General features: G+C 64.3%; 20 protein-coding genes. 9 read left to right on the top strand and 11 right to left on the bottom strand.

Annotated features, from left to right (window positions below; all coding sequences use genetic code 11):
- Nucleotides 1-3: 3 nt before the first annotated feature.
- Both modB and modC read left to right on the top strand, forming a co-directional pair.
- Complete coding sequence (gene modB, locus IVB01_RS02040) at nt 4-699, top strand: molybdate ABC transporter permease subunit (RefSeq protein WP_247276380.1); 696 nt, start codon at nt 4-6, stop codon at nt 697-699.
- A 2-nt stretch (nt 700-701) separates the two neighbouring features.
- Nucleotides 702-1,364: a molybdenum ABC transporter ATP-binding protein gene (gene modC / locus IVB01_RS02045; protein ID WP_247276379.1), complete on the top strand. Its 663-nt coding sequence runs from the start codon at nt 702-704 to the stop codon at nt 1,362-1,364.
- A 43-nt stretch (nt 1,365-1,407) separates the two neighbouring features.
- Here modC and IVB01_RS02050 read toward each other — a convergent pair whose 3' ends face one another.
- Complete coding sequence (locus tag IVB01_RS02050; protein ID WP_247276378.1) at nt 1,408-1,668, bottom strand: PepSY domain-containing protein; 261 nt, start codon at nt 1,666-1,668, stop codon at nt 1,408-1,410.
- Nucleotides 1,669-1,834: 166 nt separating this feature from the next.
- The gene (locus IVB01_RS02055; protein ID WP_247276377.1) at nt 1,835-3,628 is read right to left on the bottom strand and encodes a potassium/proton antiporter; all 1,794 of its coding nucleotides are present in this window, start codon (nt 3,626-3,628) and stop codon (nt 1,835-1,837) included.
- 216 nt (nt 3,629-3,844) lie between these two features.
- Between IVB01_RS02055 and IVB01_RS02060 the strand changes: the two genes are divergently transcribed.
- The 3 genes from IVB01_RS02060 to radC all read left to right on the top strand — a co-directional run bounded on the left by IVB01_RS02060 (nt 3,845) and on the right by radC (nt 6,898).
- Nucleotides 3,845-5,158: a mechanosensitive ion channel domain-containing protein gene (locus IVB01_RS02060; RefSeq protein ID WP_247276376.1), complete on the top strand. Its 1,314-nt coding sequence runs from the start codon at nt 3,845-3,847 to the stop codon at nt 5,156-5,158.
- Nucleotides 5,159-5,276: 118 nt separating this feature from the next.
- On the top strand, nt 5,277-6,095 hold the full coding sequence (map, locus tag IVB01_RS02065) for a type I methionyl aminopeptidase (RefSeq protein WP_247276375.1): 819 nt from the start codon (nt 5,277-5,279) through the stop codon (nt 6,093-6,095).
- A gap of 89 nt (nt 6,096-6,184) precedes the next feature.
- On the top strand, nt 6,185-6,898 hold the full coding sequence (radC, locus tag IVB01_RS02070; RefSeq protein ID WP_247276374.1) for a DNA repair protein RadC: 714 nt from the start codon (nt 6,185-6,187) through the stop codon (nt 6,896-6,898).
- A 17-nt stretch (nt 6,899-6,915) separates the two neighbouring features.
- Here radC and IVB01_RS02075 read toward each other — a convergent pair whose 3' ends face one another.
- From IVB01_RS02075 to IVB01_RS02100, 6 genes are all read right to left on the bottom strand, one after another.
- Complete coding sequence (locus tag IVB01_RS02075) at nt 6,916-7,290, bottom strand: hypothetical protein (RefSeq protein ID WP_247276373.1); 375 nt, start codon at nt 7,288-7,290, stop codon at nt 6,916-6,918.
- A 94-nt stretch (nt 7,291-7,384) separates the two neighbouring features.
- Complete coding sequence (locus IVB01_RS02080; RefSeq protein ID WP_247276372.1) at nt 7,385-8,077, bottom strand: AprI/Inh family metalloprotease inhibitor; 693 nt, start codon at nt 8,075-8,077, stop codon at nt 7,385-7,387.
- On the bottom strand, nt 8,077-9,066 hold the full coding sequence (locus tag IVB01_RS02085; protein WP_247276371.1) for a 2-hydroxyacid dehydrogenase: 990 nt from the start codon (nt 9,064-9,066) through the stop codon (nt 8,077-8,079). The genes IVB01_RS02080 and IVB01_RS02085 overlap by 1 nt, the downstream gene beginning before the upstream one ends.
- Nucleotides 9,066-9,884 carry an ABC transporter permease gene (locus IVB01_RS02090; RefSeq protein WP_247276370.1) on the bottom strand — a complete coding sequence of 273 codons (819 nt, stop codon included), beginning with the start codon at nt 9,882-9,884 and terminating at the stop codon, nt 9,066-9,068. The genes IVB01_RS02085 and IVB01_RS02090 overlap by 1 nt, the downstream gene beginning before the upstream one ends.
- Nucleotides 9,881-10,696, bottom strand: a complete 816-nt coding sequence (locus tag IVB01_RS02095) for an ABC transporter ATP-binding protein (protein WP_247276369.1) — start codon at nt 10,694-10,696, stop codon at nt 9,881-9,883. The genes IVB01_RS02090 and IVB01_RS02095 overlap by 4 nt, the downstream gene beginning before the upstream one ends.
- 209 nt (nt 10,697-10,905) lie before the next feature.
- Entirely contained in the window at nt 10,906-11,928 is a 1,023-nt protein-coding gene (locus tag IVB01_RS02100) for an ABC transporter substrate-binding protein (RefSeq protein ID WP_247276368.1), read from the bottom strand.
- A 165-nt stretch (nt 11,929-12,093) separates the two neighbouring features.
- On the opposite strand from IVB01_RS02100, the gene IVB01_RS02105 reads away from it, so the two are divergent.
- The 4 genes from IVB01_RS02105 to IVB01_RS02120 all read left to right on the top strand — a co-directional run bounded on the left by IVB01_RS02105 (nt 12,094) and on the right by IVB01_RS02120 (nt 17,253).
- Nucleotides 12,094-12,900, top strand: coding sequence for a creatininase family protein (locus IVB01_RS02105; protein WP_247276367.1), 807 nt, complete (start codon nt 12,094-12,096; stop codon nt 12,898-12,900).
- A 140-nt stretch (nt 12,901-13,040) separates the two neighbouring features.
- The gene (locus IVB01_RS02110; protein WP_247416941.1) at nt 13,041-13,304 is read left to right on the top strand and encodes a hypothetical protein; all 264 of its coding nucleotides are present in this window, start codon (nt 13,041-13,043) and stop codon (nt 13,302-13,304) included.
- Between the two features lie 396 nt (nt 13,305-13,700).
- Nucleotides 13,701-15,671 carry a carbohydrate porin gene (locus IVB01_RS02115; RefSeq protein ID WP_247276365.1) on the top strand — a complete coding sequence of 657 codons (1,971 nt, stop codon included), beginning with the start codon at nt 13,701-13,703 and terminating at the stop codon, nt 15,669-15,671.
- 286 nt (nt 15,672-15,957) lie between these two features.
- Complete coding sequence (locus IVB01_RS02120; RefSeq protein WP_247276364.1) at nt 15,958-17,253, top strand: hemolysin family protein; 1,296 nt, start codon at nt 15,958-15,960, stop codon at nt 17,251-17,253.
- A 72-nt stretch (nt 17,254-17,325) separates the two neighbouring features.
- Here the strand turns inward: IVB01_RS02120 and IVB01_RS02125 are convergent, their stop codons facing one another.
- From IVB01_RS02125 to IVB01_RS02135, 3 genes are all read right to left on the bottom strand, one after another.
- Nucleotides 17,326-17,565: a PilZ domain-containing protein gene (locus IVB01_RS02125; RefSeq protein WP_247276445.1), complete on the bottom strand. Its 240-nt coding sequence runs from the start codon at nt 17,563-17,565 to the stop codon at nt 17,326-17,328.
- A gap of 101 nt (nt 17,566-17,666) precedes the next feature.
- A complete protein-coding gene (locus tag IVB01_RS02130) occupies nt 17,667-19,292 on the bottom strand; it encodes an FMN-binding glutamate synthase family protein (protein WP_247276444.1) in 1,626 nt (541 codons plus the stop codon).
- Between the two features lie 404 nt (nt 19,293-19,696).
- On the bottom strand, nt 19,697-20,470 hold the full coding sequence (locus IVB01_RS02135) for a ferredoxin--NADP reductase (protein ID WP_247276363.1): 774 nt from the start codon (nt 20,468-20,470) through the stop codon (nt 19,697-19,699).
- Nucleotides 20,471-20,788: the final 318 nt, after the last annotated feature.

Raw genomic sequence — 20,788 nt, forward strand, 5'->3', positions numbered from 1 at the left:
TTGATGTCCGAGATTTCACCCGCGGAATGGACGGCGATCCTGCTTTCGCTCAAGGTCGCCGTCATCGCAACGCTGGTGGCGACGCCGTTCGGCATCGCGCTGGCATGGCTGCTCGCGCGGCGCGATTTCTGGGGCAAGTCGCTGCTCGACGCACTCGTGCATCTGCCGCTGGTGCTGCCGCCCGTGGTCACCGGCTATCTGCTGCTGCTTAGCTTCGGCCGCCGCGGCCTCCTCGGCGGTTTCCTCGCCGACAATCTCGGCATCGTCTTCGCTTTCCGCTGGACCGGCGCTGCGCTCGCCTGCGGCGTGATGTCGTTTCCGCTTCTCGTGCGGCCGATGCGGCTGTCGATCGAGGCGATCGACCGCCGGCTCGAGCAGGCCGCCGAGACGCTTGGCGCGGCGCCGTGGAAGGTGTTCTTCACGGTGACGCTGCCGCTCGCGCTGCCCGGCGTGCTCGCCGGCATGGTGCTCGGCTTCGCCAAGGCGATCGGCGAGTTCGGTGCCACCATCACCTTCGTCTCCAACATTCCCGGTGAGACCCAGACGATCTCGTCTGCGATCTATTCGCTGATCCAGACCCCCGACGGCGACGCCGCGGCGGGACGACTCGTCATCGTCTCGATCGTGCTCGCGCTCGGCGCTCTGATCGCGGCCGAGTGGTTCGCCCGCCGCGCCACCGCGCGGCTGCACGGGAATTGACCATGCTGCGTGTGGATGTCGAAAAACAGCTCGGCGAATTCTCGCTGCACGCGTCCTTCACCGGCGAGGGACGCGTCATCGGGCTGTTCGGCGCCTCGGGCGCCGGCAAGACATCGCTGGTCAACATGATTGCAGGCCTGTTGCGGCCCGACCGCGGCAGCATCGTGATCGACGGCGAAACCGTCGACGACACCGCGGCCGGCATCCATGTGCCGACCTGGCGCCGCCGCGTCGGCTACGTCTTCCAGGATGCGCGGCTGTTTCCGCATCTCAATGTCGCGCAGAATCTCGACTATGGACGGCAGATGAACCGCCTCGCACCCGATCCGGCCCAGCACAAGCGCATCGTCGACCTGCTTGATATCGGCACCCTGCTCGGCCGCCGCCCCGGGAAGCTCTCCGGCGGCGAGCGCCAGCGCGTCGCGCTCGGCCGCGCGCTGCTGTCGAAGCCACGCCTCCTGCTGCTTGACGAGCCGCTCGGCGCGCTCGACGAAGGCCGCAAGCTCGAGATCCTGCCTTATCTGATGCGGCTCCGCGATGAAGCCAACGTGCCGATGGTCTATGTCAGCCACGACGCCGCCGAGCTGCGCCAGCTCGCCACGCAGATCGTGATGCTGAAGCAGGGCCGCGTGACGTCGTTCGGCGGGGTGAAGGTGCTGACATAAAGACGCAGCCGGAAATCCGGCTGCGCGGCCATATCATTCAGAGCTACCAGCCTCGCTCGACGTTGCGCACCTCACCCGTCCTCGCGTCAACGTAGACTTCCATCCAGCGGCCTGCACGATCCCGCCCATCAACCTCCCATTCGTCGCCGAGGAAGTTGGTGTGGGAGACCGTCACGACGCCAAGATCTGTCGCGACGTCGAGCGCGACCTGCATCGAGATCTGATCGCCGGTATCGTAGGCCATCGCCGGTGCGGCAGCGCCGAGCGCGAGGGCTGTTGCGATCGGAAGGATGAACTTTCGCATTGGCATACTCCTGCGGTCCAAGCTGTTACGCGGCTTAGAACGAGCGGCATGGCAGAGTGTTCCGGGTTTCGACGTCACGAAACCGCGCAAATCTTCGGCGGTTGCGGCGATTTGGTGGCGGTTCCTCATCGTGATTGTCCTGGCAAAAGCCAGGACGACACCCAAATCAGACCCCCGCCACCGACGCCCAGACGTCGGCGAGCTTGCGCCGTAGCGCCTGCGCACGCGTCAGCGGCGTCGGGGTCTCGTCCTCTTCCGGCAGGCGCAGGCCAACGACGTTGACGCGGCCGCCGGAGATCGAGCGCGCGACCAGCACAATCGTATCCAGCGCAAGCTCGGCGCCCTCTTTTGGCGCGTGATCGAGATGAACGTCGAAATAATCAGCCAGCGTCAGCTTACTTTCCTCCTTGTCGACCTTCACGCCGTAGATCTCGGCGAGCTCGGCGAGCGTGTGCTCGCCCGAGACCATGAAGTCGCCGAGCAGATGCGGATCGGGCGCCGAGCTCGGCTGCATGTCGACGAAGAAGCGGTCGAGTGCCTCCGCCTTTTCCGGCGGCGCCAGCAGGTAGATGTAATCGCCGGGCGCGATTGGATCGGCCTCCACCGGCGTCAGGATGTTCTCGTTGCGGATGACGAGCGTCGGCTTGGACCAGGATGGAATCAGTCCGCGGCGAAAATACAAGCTCTTCGGCCGCACCGGATAGCCGACCAGTTGCTGTTCGAGCTGGCCCGGCAGATCGAGTTCGACGCGGCGCGGGCCGCGCTCGGCGCGCGGCAGCGCCACGTGCAGCTTGCGCGCGGCGGGCGCCAGCGTCCAGCCTTGCAGCAGCAGCGAGATGATGACGACGACGAAAGCGACGTCGAAATAGAGATAGGCCTTGGACAGGCCGACCAGCATCGGGATCGAGGCCAGGAAGATCGCGACCGCGCCGCGCAGGCCGGTCCAGGCGATGAAGACTTTCTCGCGCCACTTGAAGCGGAACGGCGCAAGGCACACGAACACGGCAAGCGGCCGCGCGACCAGCATCAAGACGAGCGCGACGCCGACGGCCGGCAGCACGCTGGCGCCAAGCCGGCTCGGCGAGACCAAGAGGCCGAGCAGCACGAACATCACGATCTGCGCCAGCCAGGTCGCGGCGTCCAGGAAGGCCACCACCGAATTATGCGCGCGCGTCGGCCGGTTGCCGATAATGATTCCGGCGAGATAGACTGCAAGAAAACCGGAAGCGTGCATGATCTGCGAGCCGCCGAAGATGACGAGCGCGCCGGTCGTCACGAACGGCGCATGCAGGCCCTGCGGCAGCGCCACCTGGTTGAGCGCGATGACGACCAGGCGTCCACCGATCACGCCGACGACGGCACCCAGCACCGCCTCCTGGACGAACTCCATCAGCACATGGCCGGGCGAGCTCGAGCCGAGCGAGATGTACTCGACCAGCATGAGCGTGAGGAAGATCGCAAACGGATCGTTGGTGCCGGATTCCGCCTCCAGTGTCGCACCGACGCGCGGGCGCAGGCGCAGGCCCTGGGTGTGCACCAGCAGAAAAACCGCGGCGGCGTCGGTCGAGGCGACCACAGCGCCGACCAGCAACGATTCCGACCAGTTGAGATCGAGCGCGTATTTCGCGAATGGCGCGGTGATCAGCGCCGTCAGCAGCACGCCGATGGTCGCCAGCACCACGGAGGGCGCGAGCACGGTGCGGATGCTGGCAAAGCGCGTCCGCAGGCCGCCGTCGAACAGGATCAGGGCGAGCGCCACCGAGCCGACCAGATAGGTGGTGCGGACGTCGTCGAACTGGAGCTGCCCGGGCCCCGAATCGCCGGCGAGCATGCCGATCGCAAGGAAGACAAGCAGCAATGGCGCGCCAAAGCGCAGCGCAAGCAGGCTCGAGAGGATGCCGGCCATGACGAGAACAGCGCCGAGCAATATGGCGAGGCTGACGGAGTCGAGGGAGGCCATCCACCTTCCGGGTAAAAATCGCTGGATTTGCATCCTTATCGTCGGCGGACTCGCGCGCCAACCTATTTTCTCCCGCTCGCGGCAATCTGCCCGCATTTTGCGGCCTTAACGCGCATCACTTCGCGGTGTATCGATGGTCCGGCCGTGCCCTTTGTGGGATTCTGCGGCGCCCTCGAATCAAAATCCTCCCGCCCGCTTCCCGACGAGACCGACCCGATGGACATGGACCTCAAGGACTTCATGGAGTTCGTGCAGACGACCGCGCGCAGCGTCGGGGCGGAAATCTCCTCACCCTGGTTCTACCTGCAATTCGGTCTCATCCTGGCCGCCGCCGGCATGGCCTATGCCGCGGAGGCCGCCATTCGCAGCCGCCTCGACATGACGTCGCTGGCAATGCGCTGGCCGCTGCCGCTCCGGCACTTCGTCCGGGTGATGGTCGCGAGCGCCTCGACGGCGGTTTTCACCCTGCTCGTGATCATTTCGCGCGTGGTGATGTACCACGCGACCTGGCCGAGCCGCAGCTATCTGTTGATGGTCGCGGCCAAGCTCGGACTGGCCTGGCTGGTGATCCGGCTCCTCACTTCGGTGCTGCGCAACGCCTTCATCGTCAAGCTAGTGTCGATCACGGCGTGGTTCATCGCCGCGCTCTCCATCCTCGGCCAGCTCGATGCGACGGTCGAGCTGCTCGATTCCTTCGCGATCGTGCTCGGCGGCCTGCGCCTGACCCCGCTCTTGGCGCTCAAGGCCGGCGCGCTGCTGCTGATCGCGCTCTGGCTGACCAACATCGCGAGCAATTTCGCCGAGAGCCGGATCAATGCGACCACCGATTTGACGCCGTCGGTGCAGGTGCTGCTGGTCAAGATCATCCGCATCGGGCTGCTTGCGGTCGCGATCGTGATCGCGCTCGGGGCGGTCGGGATCGATCTGTCGGCGCTCGCGGTATTCTCCGGCGCGGTCGGTGTCGGCATCGGTATCGGCCTGCAGAAGATCGTGGCCAATTTCATTTCCGGCATCATCCTGCTCGCCGACAAGTCGGTGAAGCCCGGCGACCTCGTCACCATCGGCGACAATACCGGGCGGATCAGCGCGATGAAGACGCGCTATATTTCCGTCGCGGCCGGCGACGGGCGCGAATTCCTGGTGCCGAACGAGGATCTGGTGACGCAGAAAGTCGTGAACTGGACCTATACCGACAAGAACACGCTGGTGAAGATCGCCTTCGGCACCAATTACGACGCCGACCCGCGCCTCGTCTGCAAGCTCGCCGCCGAGACCGCCGCCGCCCATCCGCGCGCGCAGAAGGGCAAGCCGCCGAACAGCATTTTGACCGAGTTCGCCGAGGCCGGCATGAAGTTCTCGCTGACGTTCTGGATCGCGGACCCCGACGGTATGGATAACGTCAAGAGCGACGTGATGCTGGCGCTGTGGGACGCCTTCAAGCGCGAGGGCATCCGGGTTCCCTACCCCGTCCGCGAAATCCGCGTGCGCGGCGCCCTGCCGGTCGAAACGGCCGTAGAAGTCCCGAATTAGGCCCGCTTTCGGGTGCAAACATCACGCTTGGCTTGCATGAAGGCCCGCAATCATTAGATTGGAGCCTGAAATCAAGCCTTTCCGCCGACATTGAGCCCCTTTGGAAGATCGCGCCCGCATGAGTTACGTCGAAGCCACCGAGACCTCCCTGCGCAAGACCGGACAGATCAAGCTGCATGGGCCGAGCGCCTTTGCCGGCATGCGCAAGGCGGGGGCGCTGGTGGCCAAGTGCCTCGACGACCTCACCGATATCGTCGGCCCCGGCGTGCCGACCTCGCGCATCGACGAATTCGTCCGCGACTTCGCCTTCAGCCACAACGCCTATCCGGCGACGCTGATGTACCGCGGCTACCGTTACTCGACCTGCACCTCGCTCAACCACGTGGTCTGCCATGGCATGCCCGGCGACCGCCCGCTGAAGGAAGGCGACATCGTCAACATCGACGTCACCTTCATCGTCGACGGCTGGTACGGCGATTCCAGCCGGATGTATGCGGTCGGCCCGATCGCGCGCAAAGCCGAGCGGCTGATCGAAGTCACCTATGAAGCGATGATGCGCGGCATCGCCGCGGTGAAGCCCGGCGCCACCACCGGCGACATTGGCCACGCCATCCAGAGTTTCGTCGAGCCGCAGGGCATGAGCGTGGTGCGCGATTTCTGCGGGCACGGCCTCGGGCGCATGTTCCACGACGAGCCGAACATCATCCATATCGGCCGGCCCGGCGAGGGCGTCCAGCTCAAGCCCGGCATGTTCTTCACCATCGAGCCGATGATCAATCTCGGCAAGCCGCATGTCAAAATCCTCTCCGACGGCTGGACCGCGGTGACCCGCGACCGCTCGCTGTCGGCGCAGTTCGAGCACTCGGTCGGCGTGACGGCGACGGGCGTCGAGATCTTCACGCTGTCGGAGCGGCATGGCGAGAAGCAGATCGGGTGAGGCTTTGGGCCGCCGGCCTACAATGAACGGCGCTTGCTATCGCAATTGACGGTTGCAAAGCTGCGGTTCCGCGGCAATGCTGGCGGCCGATGCCCGCCAAATCCGACCACGACAAGAGCAAACCTGAGGACGCGCCGCATTATCACGGCCATCGCGAGCGGCTGCGCGAGCGCTTCTACAGCGCCGGCGCGGATGCGCTCAGCGACTACGAGCTGCTGGAGATGGCGCTGTTTGCCGCGCTGCCGCGGCGCGACACCAAGCCACTCGCAAAGACCTTGATAAAGACTTTCGGCTCGTTCGCCGAGGTCGTGCATGCGCCGGTGGCGCGCCTGCGCGAGGTCGAGGGCATCGGCGAATCCGCGATCAACCAGCTCAAGCTGATCGCAGCAGCGGCGCACCGCGTCGCCAAAGGCGACGTCAACAGCCGCAACGCGCTCTCGTCCTGGAACGAGGTGATCGACTATTGCCGCACCAGCATGGCCTTCGCCGACAAGGAGCAATTCCGCCTGCTCTTCCTCGACAAGCGCAACCAGCTCATCGCCGACGAGGTGCAGCAGACCGGCACCATCGACCACACCCCGGTTTATCCCCGCGAGGTGATCAAGCGCGCGCTCGAACTCTCCGCGACCGCGCTGATCCTGGTGCACAACCATCCCTCGGGCGATCCCTCGCCCTCGCAAGCCGATATCCAGATGACGAAAGCGATCATCGACATCGCAAAGCCGCTCGGGATTTCCGTGCACGACCACATCATCGTCGGCAGAAGCGGCCACGCCAGCCTGCGCGGGATGCGCTTGATCTAGCAGGCCGGGACGTCAATTCATGGCTCGACCCAGCGCTGCACCGCTTCGACTGTGTCGGCCGGCGTCGTGTTGAAGCAGATCGCGGCTTCCGGCGCCAGGCGGTGGACGAGGTTGAGCACCTTCTCGAACAGCAGCAGCCGTTCCTTCGGCTCGCGGAGCCCGGCGCCGATCACGATGCAGTCGAAGCGCTCGTCGCGCAGCGCCGCCGTCACGGCAGCCTCCGCAGTCGCATCGAGATCGATCAGACAGCTCGTGACCTCGAAGCCGAGACCGCGCAGCCGCAGGAGCTGGGCCTCGATGTAGCTGCGGACATGTTCGGGCGTGAGCTGCGGGAATGCGCTATAATCCGCATTGCCGGGCTCGATGCCGATCGCGAGGATGCGCTTGGCCATGCGGATCTCCCAACGAAATCGCTCTTTCGTCAACGGGCTGCCCTGCAGCGGGTTCCGCGTTCACACCCGTCGTTCGGCAGCGCGGAAGGCTTGCCTATTGACGCAGCATGATCAAGGGATCGGCGGTATCGGGGACGCGCCGCCACTGCGCGTTGTCGTCGGCCTCGAACTGCCAGGCTTCGCCTGATTTCGACATCAGGAGGATCTGGCCGCGCTCGAGCCGCCATTGCGTCGGGTTGAATTGCGCGATCGCCGCGTCGCATTTCGGCTTGAGGAAGACCTGGAAATTGTCCGCGCCCGCCTCGGTGTTGGTCAGCGTCAGCCCGCACACCGGCTGGCCGTTGCCGCGCACCATCGACCAGTCGCCGATCATCTGGTCCATCGATTTGGCCATCGATCGCGCCGCGGCGAGATCCTGCAGGATGTAGACACCCTCGCCCTGGCGCAGGCCCTCGAAGATGCCGGCCTCGACCTCGGTAAAGTCGATCACGGCTTCACCGGTGGCGTCCTGCAAGCGGACGATGTCGAGGCCCCGGACGTTCCAGGCGACGATGTCCTTGGTGAAGGGCAGCGCGGTCTTGCAGGCCGGCTCCAGCTCCAGCTTAAAACCCTGGCCCTTGGCGTCGCCCTTGAGGGTGACGACGCAGGTCTTGTTGCGCTCGGTTGTCGAGAGCTCCCACTGCCCGGGCATCTGCTTCTTCAGGGTCGCCGCATCCTGCGCGTGCGCAGGATCGATCGCGGCAGCACATGCCGCGATCATCAATGCAACGCCCCGAAGAGCTCTCATCAGCGCCCCCTAAACGGCGTTTCCGCAACCGGTGTCAGCGGCGCCTTGCCGGCGAACCAGGCCTTGAGATTGTCGACGACGAGTTGGTCCATCGCGTTGCGCGTCACCACCGAGGCCGAGCCGATATGCGGCAGCAGCACCACGTTCTGCATGGTCTTGAGCTCGTCCGGCACGTTCGGCTCCGCCGCGAACACGTCGAGGCCGGCGGCGAGGATGGTGCCTGATTTCAGTGCCTGGACCAGCGCCGGCTCGTCGACCACCGAGCCGCGCGCGACGTTGATGAGCACGCCGCGCGGGCCGAGCGCCTTGAGCACCTCGGCGTTGATCATCTTGTCGGTGCTGGCGCCGCCGGGCACGATCACCATCAGCGTGTCCACCGCCTTCGCCATCTCGATCAAATCAGGGTAGTGCTTGTAGGAGACATCCTTGGATGGGTTACGGGAATGGTAGACCACAGGCACCAGCGAGGCATCGAGCCGGCGCGCGATGGCCTGGCCGATCCGTCCCATGCCGACGATGCCGACCTTGCGGTCACGCAGCGAGCCGACGCTGAGCGGATAGTTCTGCGTCTGCCACAGTCCGGAGCGGACGTAGCGATCGGCCTTGATGAACTCGCGCAGCGTGGAGATCAGAAGGCCCATCGCGACATCGGCGACCTCCTCGGTGAGGACATCGGGCGTGTTGGTGACGATGATATTGTGCTCGGCCGCGTATTTGGCGTCGATGTGATCATAGCCGACGCCGAAGCTCGCCACCATTTCCAGCTTCGGCAGCTGCGACAGTGAATCCTTGTCGGCGCGCACGGTGTGATACGTCACGGCGACGCCGCGGATCCTGTCGCGGACCGCCGCCGTCAGCCGCTCGAGGTCACCGCGCGTCTCGGCCTTGTGCACGACGAAATGGTCGGAAAACCCGTTCTCGAGGATCGGCCGCACCGGTCCATAAATCAAAAGATCGATCTTTTCGGACGAAATCGAACCGGCGGTCATCAGTTTTCCTTTCCAAGCGCGCTCTCATGCCAGCGCCGTAAAACGAGGTGCGAAACTAGCGCCAGCACCCCATAGATGACAATCCCGGCGAGCGACAGCAAAAGCAGCGCAGCGAACATGCGGGGTATGTTCAATCGATAGCCTGACTCGGCGATCCTGTAGGCGAGCCCGGAGCCGGCACCGGCCGTTCCCGCTGCAATCTCGGCCACGACCGCGCCGATCAGCGACAGGCCGCCGGCGATGCGCAAGCCGCCGAGGATGTGGGGCAGCGCCGCGGGCAGCTTGAGAAAGCGCAGCGTCTGCGGCTTTGATGCGCCATAGAGCTGGAACAGGCCGGCGAGATTGCGGTCGACCGAATTCAGCCCGAGCGTGGTGTTGGACAGCACCGGGAAAAAGGCAACGATGAAGGCGCAGACCACCACCGCGGTCTGCTGCTCCAGATAGATCAGCAAGAGCGGCGCAATCGCGATGACCGGCGTCACCTGGAGCACGATGGCATAGGGGAACAGCGAATATTCCACCCATTTCGACTGGTTGAACAAGAGCGCCAGCCCGATGCCGCCGATGCTCGCTGCCACAAAACCTTCTAGCGTGGTCAGAAGCGTGGTGGCGAGCGACTGCGACAGCACCGCCCAATCCTTGATCAGCGTCAGAAAGATGACGGAGGGCGCCGGCAGCACGTAGGGCGGAATCTCCTTGATACGGACCACCAGTTCCCAGGCGAGAAGGCCGGCCGCGAACACGAGGACGGGCGGCACGAGGCGCATTGCACGTTGCGCGCCGGACGGCTTTGCGGTGACCGCAGCTTGCACGTTCATAGCGTCGATTGCCCCGCATAGGACGGCGCCAAGGCCGCCGACACCCTGCGGCAATAATCGGAATAGGCGACTGAAGTACGAAACTCCTCGCCCCGCGGCTCGACCGTCTCGATGCGGAGGTCGGCCTGGATGCGGCCGGGCCGCGCCGTCATCACCACCACGCGCTGCGACAGGTAAACGGATTCGAACACCGAATGGGTGACGAAGATGACCGTCTTGCCGAGGCTGCGCCACAGCGCGAGCAAATCATTGTTGAGGCGGAAGCGCGTGATCTCGTCGAGCGCCGCGAACGGCTCGTCCATCAGCAGGATATCGGGATCGGTGACGAGCGCGCGCGCCAGCGACACCCGCATCTTCATGCCGCCGGAGAGCTCGCGCGGAAAGGCCTCGGCAAAATCGGCAAGGCCGACGCTGGCGAGCGCCGCCTCGGCACGCGCGCACGCCTCGGCCTTCGGAACGCGACCAAGCCTCAGGGGTAGCCGCACGTTCTCGCGCACGCTGGTCCAGGGCATCAGGGTCGGCTCCTGGAACACGAAGCCGATGCCGTGGCCCGGCTGCGGCACGCCTTCGCGGCGCGCCACCCGCACGATTCCGGACGAGGGCGTGCTGAGCCCCGCGATCAGCCGCAGCGCCGTCGACTTGCCGCAACCCGACGGACCCAGCAGCGAGATGAACTCGCCCTTGCGCACGGCGAGGTCGAGCGGGCCGAGGGCCATGACGCCGTTGTCATAGGCTTTCGTCACGCCGCGGAGGCTGACGGCGAGCGCCGTCAGGCTGGCCTCGACGGCGGGCGAGGTTGAGCTCTCTAGCATTGGCCGCAGGCTGTTGTGAGACGCGGTCGGGCCGCGTCCTTCACCTCTCCCCATCGGGGAGAGGTCGGCGCGCAGCGCCGGGTGAGGGGGCTCAGGTCACACCAGGGAGCGTAACCCCTCACCCGCATCGCATCTGACGATGCGATGCGACCTCTCCCTTCGGGAGAGGTGTAGGACACCGAGCCGCCTGCGCCAGATCTCAACATGCGTTACGGCTTGCTCGGGCGCAGCTCGACGCCGACGCCCTTGTTGACGAAGCGCAGCGTATAGGATTTGCGGAAGTCGAGATCGGGCTTCACCACGCCCGCCTTCACCATCTTGTTGAAGAAGGAAGCGTAGCGCTCGTCGCTCATGGCGCCGATGCCGTTCTTCAGGCTGTCGCCGGAATCGACGATGCCGTGCTCTTTCATCTTGGCGACGGAGTAGGCGAGCAGATCATCGGTCATCTCGGGATTGAGCTTCTTGATCATGGCATTTCCAGCGGAATTGTCGCGGTAGATGTAATTGTACCAGCCGATCATGGAGGCATCGACGAAGCGCTGCACCAGATCCGGCTTCTTCTCGACCACGTCGCGGCGGGTTTCGATCAGGGTCGAATAGGTATTGAAGCCGTAATCGGCGAGCAGCAGTACGTTGGGCTTGAAGCCGGCCGCCTTCTCGACTGCGAAGGGCTCGGATGTCACGTAGCCCTGCATGGCGCTCTTGGGGTTGGCGATGAAGGGCTGAGGATTGAAATTATAGGGGCGGACGTTCTTCTCGCTGAATCCATATTCGGACTTCAGCCACTGGAAGTAGCTGGTCATGCCCTCCTTGGAGACGAACAGCGTCAGCGGCTTGAGATCCTCAATCTTGGCGACCTTGGCATCGGGCTGCGTCAGCATCACCTGCGGATCTTTCTGGAAGATCGCGGCGATGGTGATGACGGGAACGTCGTTGGCGACCGCATCGAACGACATCAGCGTGTTCGCGGCCATGAAGAAATCGATCTTGCCGGCGATCAGCAGCATCCGATTGTTCTCGTTGGGCCCGCCGGGGACGATGGTGACGTCGAGCCCGTAACGCTTGTAGGTGCCGTCGGCGACCGCCTGGAAGAAGCCGCCATGCTCGGCCTCGGCGACCCAATTGGTGCCGAAGGTGACCTTGTCGAGCGTTTCGGCCCCCACCGGGACGCTTCCGATCAAAGCGGCCATCAAGCCCGCCGTTAACGCTCGCCGCAGATGAGAAGGGCTCATGAAGGGACTCCGTCGATCGTTGCTGGCCCAATCGCGTCTGGCTCATGTGAACGCAACGCGATAAAACCGCATGAAGTTCGGGGACGCGAGCCGTCCGGGCCCGCGTCCCCTCATACCCCAAATTACGTGACAAATTCGGGCAAAGAAACCTCCAAGGAAAGTTCAATGATGCCGTCCCGCGACTGGACCGAGATCCGCTGGGCCGATGTTGCCCCGGCCGAGGCCTCGCGTTGGATTGCGGTGCTGCCGCTGGCGGCGACCGAGCAGCATGGCCCGCATCTGCCGCTCGAAACCGACGTGCTGATTGCGGATGCCTATCTCGCGCGCGTGCGCGAGCTGCTGCCCGAAACTGTTCCGGCCAGTTTCCTGCCCGTTGAACCAGTCGGCATCTCCACCGAGCATATCGACTATCCGGGCACGCAGACGCTGCCGACCGACGTTGCGCTGAAGCGATGGACAGGCATCGGCGAAGACGTCGCCCGACGCGGGTTAAGGAAGCTCGTCATCATCACCAGCCATGGCGGCAACAGCGCGGCGATGATGCTGGTGGCGCAGGATCTTCGCGCGCACCAGAAACTGTTCGTGGTGACGACGTCGTGGTCGCGGCTGTCGGGCGCCGACAAACTGTTCTCGGCGGACGAAGTTCGCCACGGCATTCATGGCGGTGCGATCGAGACCTCGATCATGCTGGCGCGCTACCCCGATCAGGTGCGCAAAGATGCGATCGCGGATTTTCCCGCGAGCAGCATCGCGATCGAGCAGCAATATCGCTGGCTGTCGACGCAGCGCCCCGCGCCGTTCGCCTGGCAGGCGCAGGATCTCAACGCCAGTGGCGCAGTCGGCAATGCGACTTTGGCCGTTGCAGAAAAGGGCGAACGCCTGATCGATCAGGGCGCGACGGCCTTTTGCAAGCTGCTGATTGAAGTCGATAACTTCGACGTGAACAGGCTCGCCAAGGGGCCCCTCGGCTAGATCCCATGCTCCTGGAATTGTTCAGGAAAGCACAGGGCTCCGCGACCGCATCTGCCGGCTTCGAACCGGACGCGCGCAGCCTCCGTCCAATTGGGCACGCGGGCCACAACGGACCGCCTCAACCCCGGATGGAGTTTCACATGTCGATCAAGACCAGGATTGCCGCTGTCGCTCTCGCTGCCCTCGCCGTGACAGGCGGCATCGTGTCCACCGCCTCGCAGGCCGAAGCCAAGCCGCTTGGCTGGGGCTGGGGTGTGGGCGCCGGCACCGCCACTGCCGCCGTCGTCGGCTCCGCAATCGCCGCCAGCAACGATCCCTATTACTACGGCTATCACCGCTGCGGCTGGGTCGCCCAGTACAACGCTTTCGGCCAGTACGTCGGCCGCGTTCGTACCTGCTACTGACTTGAGTACCTGAGGCCGATCTCACGTGGATCCTGCGTCCGACACGGGCGCCTCATCCACCCCGTGTCGTGCCCCCGACCCCGCCCGGCTGTCCCCCCGGGCGGGGTCATCTGTTTTCGGGCCGCGACCCTGTTGCAGGCCCGTCACATGAGGGTGCGAACCAACACCTGCGGCAATTGACACCAGTTGCTATTGAGAATTACTCGCAATAAAGTTCGCAACAGGCACAGGTGCTTGGGACGGAATCGCGTCGAATCGAGATCATCTCGCCCGATCGCATGCCAACCAAGACCTGATGACAGGGTCGCCACGAATCGGCAGGGATGCCGCAGCATCGGGACACATTCGCGTTTGGGGGCGTGCGTTTTGACGTTGAGAGGTCACCGTTACCGGTACTTGCGGACGGCCGCGGCGATTGCGACGGGCGTGCTGGCTTTTCCCGCCACAGGCACCGCGGCCGATCTGCCGCTGAAGGCCCCGGCGCTGAGAGCGGTCTATGACTGGACGGGGCTCTATATCGGCGCGCATGCCGGCTATGGCCGAGGTTCGTCGCACTTTGCGCTGAACGACGGGGCTGCAATCAGCGACAGCGGCGTCTTCAGCGGCATGATGGGCGGCGTGCAGGCCGGCTACAATTACCGGCTCAATTCCGGGTGGCTGGTTGGTATCGAAGGCGATTTTTCGTTTCCCAATTACATCACCTCGAACTCGATCGTCTCCTTCCTTTCGACCCCCGCCAACACCGTCACGCAGCAATGGGACTACACCGCGAGCTTGCGTGGCCGCGTCGGCTACACCAGCGGTCCGTGGCTGCTCTACGTCACCGGCGGCTTTGCCTGGATGGGCGAGCGCTATTTCGACGCGCCGGCTTCCAGTGCCGAAATCCCAAAAATCCTGAACACGCGGCCCGGCTGGGTCGCAGGCGCCGGCATCGAATACGGCTTCGCGCCCCATTGGAGTGCGCGGCTCGAATATCTCTACAGCCGCTTCGATGGCGCCAACGTCGCCTTCTCGACGGGGGCCCAATACAGCTCATCGTCGCTGGAGTTCCAGCAGATCAGGCTCGGCCTCAACCGCAAGGTCGATTGGGAGGGCCTGCCGAGCTACGTCCCGAAGAGCTCCCTGACCGACACGGAATCGGATCGCTGGGAGATTCACGGCCAGAGCACCTATCTGCCGCAAGGCTATCCGTCGTTCCCCGCCCTCTACACGGGGCCGAATTCGCTCTCCCCGTCGGCGCAGGCCAAAGCGACCTGGAGCAACAGCCTGTTCCTGAACGCACGGCTCTGGGACGGCGGCGAGGTCTATTACAATCCCGAGCTGCTCCAGGGGTTTGGACTGAACGACACCGTTGGCGCCGCCGGCTTCCCCAACGGCGAAGCGCAGAAGTCGAACTTCCCCTATCCGCATTACAATACCTCGCGCCTATTCGTGCGCCAGACCTTCGGCTTCGGCGGCGAGCAAGAGGAGCTCGCGAGCGGCCAGTTGCAGCTCGGGCAGAAGGTCGACGTGTCCCGCCTCACCTTGCAGGCCGGCAAGTTCGCGGTGGTCGACGTGTTCGACGGCAATGCCTACGCCAAGGACACCCGCAAGGACTTCATGAACTGGTCGCTATGGGCGCCGGGCGCCTTCGACTATTCCGCCGACAAGGTCGGCCTCACCTATGGCGTCACCGCCGAGCTCAACCAGAAGCAATGGGCGTTGCGCGGCGGCTATTTCCTGATGGTCGCAGAGCCCAATTCGAATCATTTCGACACCAAGGTCGCAGAGCGCGGCCAGTACGTGGTCGAGCTCGAGACGCGCTTCTCGCTGTTCGGCCACCCCGGCAAGCTCAGGACCATGGGCTGGCTCGACAGCGCCAACATGGGCAGCTTCCGCGAGACGCTGGACAATCCCGCGCTCAATCTCGACATCGCGCAGACCCGGCGCGGCCGCATCAAGGTCGGCTACGTCGTCAATCTCGAGCAGGCGATCACCGACGACCTCGGACTGTTCGGCCGCTGGAGCTGGAACGACGGCAAGTTCGAGACGATTGCCTTCACCGACATCAACCGCAGCCTGTCCGCCGGCCTTTCGATCAAGGGCACGAGATGGGGCCGGCCCGACGACGTGATCGGCATCGGCGGCGCCGTCAATGCGATCTCGCAGGATTATCGTGACTTCCTGGCCGCCGGTGGCCTCGGCGTGCTCATCGGCGACGGCGCGCTCAACTACCGCAAGGAGCGCATCCTCGAGACGTATTACGCCTACGCGCTGAACAAGAACCTCACCGTCACAGCCGACTACCAGCTCATCGTCAATCCCGCCTACAACGCCGACCGCGGACCGGTGTCGGTGTTTTCGGGACGGCTGCACGGGGAGTTCTGAGTAGCGAGCCAACCGCAAGGCTTCTTGGCGACAGAATGCGCGCCTCGTCCTTCGAGACGCCCGCTGCGCGGGCTCCTCAGGATGAGGCTAAGCTACGCCGGTGCTTGTCGAATTGCGACCGCGCACTCAGTCCTCATCCTGTGAGGAGCGCGCATTGCGCGCGTCCAGCGCGCAGGAACCATCGATCATGCGGTTCCCGCGGCGCCAGATGCGGCGGGATTGTGTCTCGCTGAATACCTATATCAAGGCCTGGGCGCCCAGCACACTCGCTTACCTCGGAACATCAATGCTCTCGATCGAACTCGTCATCGTCGTCGTCCTGATCGTCATCAACGGCCTGCTGTCCATGTCCGAGCTCGCCGTAGTGTCGTCCCGCCCGGCGCGGCTGTCGTTGCTCGCCGCCAAGGGCGTGCGCGGCGCCGAGCGGGCGCTGACGCTTTCGGCCGATCCTGGCAAATTCCTCTCGACGGTGCAGATCGGCATCACGCTGGTCGGCGTGCTTTCCGGCGCATTCTCCGGCGCGACGCTCGGGCAGCGGCTGACGCAATGGCTGCTTGAGCTCGGCATGTCCCCAGGCATTGCCGACATCGTCGGCGTCGGCATCGTCGTCACGCTCATCACCTACGCCACCCTGATCGTCGGCGAACTGGTGCCGAAGCAGGTGGCACTGCGCGACCCCGAAAGCATCGCCGTCAGGGTCGCGCCCGCGATGCACCTGCTGGCGCGGATCTCGCTGCCGCTCGTCTTCCTGCTCGATGTCTCGGGCAAGGTGATCCTCGCGCTGCTCGGTCGCGGCGGCAGAGCCGAGGAAAAGGTCTCGGAGGACGAAATCCATCACCTCGTCAGCGAGGCCGAAAGCGCCGGCGTGCTCGAGCCCGGCGAGAAGGAGATGATCGCCGGCGTGATGCGGCTCGGCGATCGGCCAGTCGGCGCGGTCATGACGCCGCGCACCGAGGTGGACGAGATCGACCTGAACGACGATGTGAAGACCATTCACGAGATCATCGCGAAGAGCCCGCATTCGCGTTTCCCCGTTTCGGACGGCGATCGCGACAAGCCGATCGGGGTGCTCCAGGCCAAGGACCTGCTGATCGCTTATATGAACGAGCGCACGCCGGATCTGCGCGCGCTGGTGCGTGAGGCGCCGGGCATTCCGGCCTCGGCCGATGCCCGCGACGTGCTGACCATCCTGAAAGCTGCGCCGGTTCACGTCGGTTTCGTCTACGACGAATACGGCGCCTTCGAAGGCATGGTGACAGCCGCCGATATCCTCGAGTCGATCGTCGGCGCCTTCCATTCCGAGGAAGGACCGCCCGAGCCGGCCTTTATCAGGCGCGACGACGACTCGCTCCTGATCTCCGGCTGGATGCCGGTTGACGAGTTCGGCGAACTGCTCGGCATCGAGCTGCCGCCGCATCGCTACAACACGGTGGCGGGCCTCGTGCTGCAACAGTTCAGCATGCTGCCCAACGTCGGAGACGCCTTCGATTTCGCCGGCTGGCACATGGAGGTGGTCGATCTCGACGGGCGACGGATCGACAAGATTCTGGCGAGCCGGAGGGGCGAACAGGCGGCGGCGTGAGGGTGCGCCATTGCATGCACCAGCGCGGGACGCCGCACCCACTCGTCCCGGCGCAGGCCAAACGCAAAACCTTCACCCGAACCTCACCCCGATCCGCTTTTCCTTGCGCCAGACCACGGCGCACGATCGATGCGTCCCGTCGGACTGGACGAACAGGGTGAAATGTTCGGGGATGCCGACCGGGCTGGTGACGTCGAGGGCTGCGCCGGTATCGGACAGATTGCGGATGGTGCAGTCGATCGCGCCGCCGCCGAACTCGATCGTCCCGGCCTTCAGCACGCGATGTCTCGCCTTGTCGCGCCGTTCGTCCATGGGCACAATTTACACCCAAAGTTGAACCAAGAGTTAAACGCGGTCCAGCTCGCGATGATTTTACGCGCCGGGACCGGCGTCCTTGCGGGGCGGCGCGACGCTCACTGCGCGGGCTGGAACGTCTCGGAGCGCGCCATCCGCCAGGCGTCGCGAAACCGAGGATCTTCCGTGCCTTCGAGCAGCTCGCCCGGGCGCAGCGCCGGATAGAGCTGTGCGAAGGATTGCACCTGGGTTGTCGCCGTCCGCTGGCTGAAGTGGATCGGACGCAGCTGCTGCGGATGTTCGAGGCCGGCAGCGGCGATCAGCTCGGTCAGCGAGTGCAGCGTCGCATGGTGGTAATTGTGCACGCGGTCGATCTTGAGCGGCACGTAGAGCGCGCGCGCGCGCGTCGGGTCCTGCGTCGCGACGCCGGTCGGGCAGCGGTCGGTGTGGCAGCTCAGCGACTGGATGCAGCCCAGCGAGAACATGAAGCCGCGCGCCGAATTGCACCAGTCGGCGCCAATCGCCATGGCGCGCGCCATGTCGAAGGCGGTGGCGATCTTGCCGGACGCGCCGATCTTGATACGGTCGCGCGCATTGATGCCGACCAGCGCATTGTGGACGAAATTGACGCCCTCGCGCATCGGCATGCCCAGGTGATCCATGAATTCCAGCGGCGCCGCGCCGGTGCCGCCCTCATTGCCGTCGACGACGATGAAATCAGGATAGATGCCGGTCTCTATCATCGCCTTGCAGATCGCCAGGAACTCCCAGGGATGGCCGATGCACAGCTTGAAGCCGGCCGGTTTGCCGCCGGACAGGCGGCGCATCTCGGCGATGAACTGCATCATGCCAACCGGCGTGGAGAAGGCGCGGTGCGAGGCCGGCGAAATGCAATCCTCGCCCATCGCGACACCGCGGATCTTGGAAATCTCTTCCGAGACCTTTGCGGCCGGCAGCACGCCGCCATGGCCGGGCTTGGCGCCCTGGCTGATCTTGAGCTCAACCATCTTGATCTGGTCCTCGCCGGCGACGCGCGCGAACGCCTCAGGGTCGAAGCTGCCGTCGAGATGACGGCAGCCGAAATAGCCGGAGCCGATCTCCCAGATGATGTCGCCGCCCATCTCGCGGTGATAGGGGCTGACGCCGCCCTCGCCGGTGTCATGCGCGAAACCGCCCTTCTTCGCGCCGGCATTGAGCGCACGCACCGCGTTCGGGCTGAGCGCGCCGAAGCTCATCGCCGAGATATTGAACACCGAGGCCGAATAGGGTTTTGCGCAATCCGGTCCGCCAATGACGACCCGGAATTTTTCCTCGGCATGCGCCTTCGGCGAGACCGAGTGATGCATCCACTCGTAACCCTCGCGATAGACGTCCTCCTGGGTGCCGAACGGACGCTTGTCGAGCTCCATCTTGGCGCGCTGATAGACCACCGCGCGGGTATCGCGCGAGAACGGCATGCCGTCCTTCTCGCTCTCGAAGAAATATTGCCGCATCTCGGGGCGGATTTCTTCCAGGAGGAAGCGGATGTGCGCGGAGATCGGATAGTTGCGCAGCACCGCGTGACTCTTCTGCAAGAGATCGCGGACGCCGAGCAGGGTCAGCGCGCCGAAGATCAGGATCGGGACCAGCAGGATGTCGAAGATCTTGCGGTCGACGATACCGATGGCGATCAGCAGCGCGGTGACGACCGCGCAGATCGTCAGCACGATGAAGCGCGGGGAGAACGGAAGCAGCAGGGTTTCCATGACCCCCTCTTCCGCCAGGGGCAGGCGTTTGGGAGCTTCGTGCGTCTTGTTGTCCTCGGCCACGATCCGATCCTCTCGCCAGCATGAGGCGATACGATACGCCTGTGCCTGTCATACGGATATGACGCGGCCCTTGTTTCAGGCTAGCGAATTCGGCTGAGACAAATCAATCAGCCCGATGGGCGGGCTTTTGCAGTGCAGCAGAAGGGGAAAGGGACGCGGCTAAGCGGGCAAAGGCGCCTCACCCGCCGCTGTCCTCCTGGCGAAAGCCAGGGCAAAGCCAGCAACACCCCTAAGCGGGGGTTGTTGCGAAGACTGGCAACGACCAGCCTTCGCCAAACTTCACGGTGGGTACCGGTCTTGGCCTTCGCCAGAACGACACCGAGACGACACAGAGCGAGGGCTTAGCGCTCGACGAACGCCTTTTCGATCACGAAATGGCCAGGCTTGTTGCCGGAGCCTTCGACGAAGTCGCGGCCTTCGAACATCAGCTTCAGCTCTTCGAGCATCGCCGGGCTGCCGCACATCATGATGCGGTCGGTTGCGATGTCGAGCGGGCTTTGACCGATGTCGTTGAAGATCTGCTCGGAGTTGATGAGGTCGGTGATGCGGCCGCGGTTGCGGAACGGCTCGCGGGTCACGGTCGGGTAGTAGACGAGCTTGTCCGCGAGCAGTTCGCCGAACACCTCGTCCTCGCGCAAATTCGCGACCAGCTTCTCGCCATAGGCGAGCTCGGAGACCTGGCGGCAGCCATGGACCAGCACGATCGACTCGAACTGGTCATAAACCTCGGGATCCTTGATCAGGCTCGCGAACGGCGCAAGGCCGGTTCCGGTCGACAACAGCATCAGCCGCTTGCCGGGAAGCAGATTGTCGGTGATCAGCGTCCCGGTCGCCTTGCGACCGACCAGAATGGTGTCGCCTTCCTTGATCTTTTGAAGGCGCGAGGTCAGCGGACCGTCCTGAACCTTGATCGAGAAAAACTCGAGCTGTTCCTCGTGATTGGCGCTCGCCATGCTGTAGGCGCGCAGCAGCGGGCGGCCATCAACCTCGAGGCCGATCATGGCGAACTGGCCGTTCTGGAAGCGGAAGCCGGTATCACGCGTGGCGCGGAAGCTGAACAGCGTGTCGGTCCAGTGGTGGACGGAAAGAACCTTTTCTCGGTAAAACGCGCTCATGATTTTCGATCTTCCGAATATTTGCGGTTTTCGGGCAAAAGCATCGCCCTGCCCCTGACGGCGGGGCGAGCACCATTTGCCTGGCGGAGGATTTCGCGTGTGTGATCTACGCCATTGAGACCAATAATCAACCTCGTTTCGGAAGCAATTGGTGCCGACCAAACCGGCATTTGGGCGGAATTGGGCGCATCATTAATGGATTTGCTGCCCCGCGCGCGCGGCGGGCAATTTCTTTTCCCTGGGGGGCTCGATGGCAGCAGTTAATTTCCGTGGCGCTAACGAGAATTTCATTAAGAATAGCTCTGATTTTGACCCCGG

Source organism: Bradyrhizobium sp. 164 (assembly GCF_023073715.1).
GTDB lineage: Bacteria > Pseudomonadota > Alphaproteobacteria > Rhizobiales > Xanthobacteraceae > Bradyrhizobium.